At 47.7% G+C, this 3192-nt stretch carries 3 protein-coding genes; 1 reads left to right on the top strand and 2 read right to left on the bottom strand.

Features of this window, described 5'->3' with window-relative positions:
• On the top strand, positions 1-718 hold a 718-nt coding region (locus PX484_RS04340), incomplete at its 5' end, for a DUF4070 domain-containing protein (protein WP_288102976.1).
• A 112-nt stretch (positions 719-830) separates the two neighbouring features.
• On the opposite strand, the gene PX484_RS04345 is transcribed toward PX484_RS04340, so the two are convergent.
• Together PX484_RS04345 and PX484_RS04350 are read right to left on the bottom strand one after the other, a co-directional pair.
• The gene (locus PX484_RS04345; protein ID WP_287765143.1) at positions 831-2675 is read right to left on the bottom strand and encodes an AAA family ATPase; all 1845 of its coding nucleotides are present in this window, start codon (positions 2673-2675) and stop codon (positions 831-833) included.
• An 83-nt stretch (positions 2676-2758) separates the two neighbouring features.
• A partial coding sequence (locus tag PX484_RS04350) for an ArsA-related P-loop ATPase (RefSeq protein WP_288102978.1) occupies positions 2759-3192 on the bottom strand: 434 nt, incomplete at its 5' end.

Here is a 3192-nt window from a genome sequence, read left to right on the forward strand (position 1 = left end):
GACACCAGATACCGATAGCTTAATGGGCATTAACAAGGTTCAAAACACCCGCCAATCCCTGATCGAATCCTGTCACAAAATTACCCGCATGGGGCTGCAGATTATGTCTGGCTTCATTATCGGTTTTGACAATGAGAAACCAGGCGCAGGGCAGCGGATCAAAGATTTTATTATGGAGGCGAGTATTCCCCAGGGGCAGTTTAGCCTGCTCCAGGCACTGCAAAATACTGCCCTGTGGAATCGCCTGCAACAGGAAGGTCGTCTGGTGGATGGCATGGGTACTTTCCATCAGGGAGCGATGATGAACTTTGAGCCAACTCGCCCGGTGGAAGAGATTACCGAAGAATACATCGATGCTTTCTGGGAAATCTATGATCCTGTTAACTACCTGAAACGAACCTTCAACCATTTCATGATCATGGGGGGATGGCGCGGCAAATCGAACCGTAAATTAGATGGGCAACAGTGGCAATTGTTCCGCTCCTTGCTCTGGCGGCAGGGGATTGTCCGACCGACGCGCTTCCGTTTCTGGTGGCAACTGGCAGTGATTGCCTGGGTCAAACCCCGTCTGCTAGAAGAGTATCTAGCGACCCTAGGGATAGGTGAGCATTTTTTTGCCTATCGCTATGAAGTCAGAGAACAATTACTAAAACAACTAGCCGATTTGAAGCAACAGAAAGCAAGGGTAGCCCAGCTGGAAAAAACGCTCAAAAGCTAGACAATATCGCAGACAAACAGTCAATGCAGACATTTTGGCAAATTTTTCTTTTTAGGATGGTTTTCCTGAGTTGAGATTCTCCCCCCTTACTTTAAGTAAGGGGGAAAAAAAATCAATTGGCACGCTGTTCAATCAACAGTTGGTAAGCATGATTAAAATCAGCCGTTGTAATGCGAATCTCAGTTGGGTCAGTCATTCCCTGATGGCGATAACGACGAATTGCCATCAGTGCCGCTTGGTTACATAATAACGCTAAATCTGCGCCATTCCAGCCTTCGGTTGCCTCGGCCCAATAGCCTAAATCCACATCCTCTAAAGGACGTTCATCATTATGGACTCCCAGAATTGCTAAACGACTAGAGGCATTCGGTAAATCAACTTTTAACTGTAAATCTAACCGTCCCGCTCGCAATAAGGCTGGATCTAAAGCATCTGGGCGATTAGTGGCTCCAATCACTAAAATCGTTGCCCCCGTTTGCAACCCATCTAACTCCGTCAGGATTTGTCCCACAACCCGGTCACTCACTCCTGAATCTCCACTATAACGACCTCTTGCCGGTGCTAAAGTATCAATTTCATCAATAAAAACCACACAAGGGGCTGCCTGACGAGCTTTGGCAAACAACTCACGCACCGCCTGTTCACTCGCCCCCACCCATTTACTCAAAAGCTCAGGTCCATTAATACTGATAAAATTAGCTCGCGCCTGAGATGCAACCGCTTTGGCCAATAGGGTTTTTCCCGTTCCGGGGGGACCCCAAAGTAAAATACCTTTGGGAGCTTGGGCTTTGGTTTGCGTATATAATTGCGGATGGAGTAATGCCCCTTCCACGGACTCCTGTAGGGTTTGTTTAATCTGTTCAAGTCCGCCAATATTGTCCCAGTCCACATGGGGAGACTCCACTTCCACAGACCGCAATACCGCCGGTTTAACTTCTTTAAGGGCTTGCAAAAAGTCGGCTTGAACCACCGTCATTGTTTCTGGAATTTGCGAGTCAATCGTAGGAACCTGCCGCCGCAAAGCACTATAGGCCGCTTTCTGGCAAACGGCTTTTAAATCTGACCCGACAAATCCCACCGCATTATCGGCAATCATATCTAAGGAAACTGATTCATCTAGGGGCATGGAACGGGTGAGAATTTGGAGGATTTCTAAACGGCCCTTGCGGTCAGGCACCCGAAAGAGGACTTCTCGGTCAAACCGTCCGGGGCGACGGAGGGCAGGGTCAAGATGGTCGGGACGGTTTGTCGCCGCTAGAACAATCACCCCTTGACTTTGGGCAAAGCCATCCATTAAACCGAGCAATTGGGCCACCAGTCTTTTTTCTACTTCCCCTTCAACTTTACTGCGATCGGGTGCCATGCTATCAATTTCGTCAATAAAAACGATACAAGGCGCATTCTTACTGGCTTTCTCAAAAATTCCCCGCAGTTTTTGCTCAGCCTCCCCATAATATTTGCTGATCACCTCTGGTCCGACTAAGGCAATATAGTTAACACCGAGTTCTTCGGCCAAAGCACGGGCAGTCAGGGTTTTACCGGTTCCAGGGGGGCCGACTAAGAGAACGCCGCGAGTGGGTTCAAGTCCTAACTTGGCCAACAAGTCAGGGCGCTTCAGGGGAATGGCAATTAGTTCCTTGAGTTCTTTAATCACTTCCGTCAAGCCACCAACATCCTTCAGGGAAGCCGTGGTCGGTCCTTCGGGCTGTGTCATACTGTCTTCAACCCCTGAATCAGTGGAGGATGAGCGATTGCGATTGACCTCAAAATCATCCCCACCAGAATTGTTCGGGCGATAAACTCCCCCTGGACGGGGAATACCGCCAGCGCGGGGAATGTTACTCAAGGGACGAGAGTTAAACTGCACTTCGGTTTTAATTTCCCCTTTTTCCAGTTTTTCCTCTAAGGTCTTAGCGAGTTCGACTAATTGCTCAAAGCCTTTGAATAGTTCTACCATAAAATTTCTCCTGAGTCAAGTGAAGGATGGGGACTGGGTAATAGATGAGGTTAAGAAGTCCGACTTGATTAGACTAATTACCTTTAAAATAACAGATCTGCCGCGGCTTTTACCCGGGCTAAAGGTTCTACTGACCGGGGTAAACTGGCTAAGCGGATCAAAGTTTGCTCTGGGAATAAATCCCGATCAATTTCCTCATTAGCATGATAACGATTCTGCACGACATAACGTTGATAGACTCCCTTTTTTTTCAAAGATGCTGTCAATCGCAGTTGTTCGGCAACGATAGCATCTTGGGCTTGCAAAACTCCAATAAATTCTGTATGTTGGGGGTCTTTGAGTTTTTTCTGGGCAGACATCACCTGTTGTCTTAAGATTCGCAATCGTCCCATTAAATCTACACGCCCTAAGACATCTTGATACTTCATCCAAAGCTTAAAAATCCAACTTAACCAATCTCCTAAAGCCGTTGGCATTTCCAAAAATCGCAGGAGATGACCGGTAGGAGCCGTATCTA

This window comes from Microcystis sp. M49636_WE2 (assembly GCF_030065375.1).
In the GTDB taxonomy this organism is placed as follows: Bacteria; Cyanobacteriota; Cyanobacteriia; order Cyanobacteriales; family Microcystaceae; genus Microcystis; species Microcystis aeruginosa_C.

What these genes read in the sequence shown, in the direction of transcription:
- PX484_RS04345 (WP_287765143.1), bottom strand. Translation starts at nt 2,675, where the DNA reads ATGGTAGAACTATTCAAAGGCTTTGAGCAATTAGTCGAACTCGCTAAG.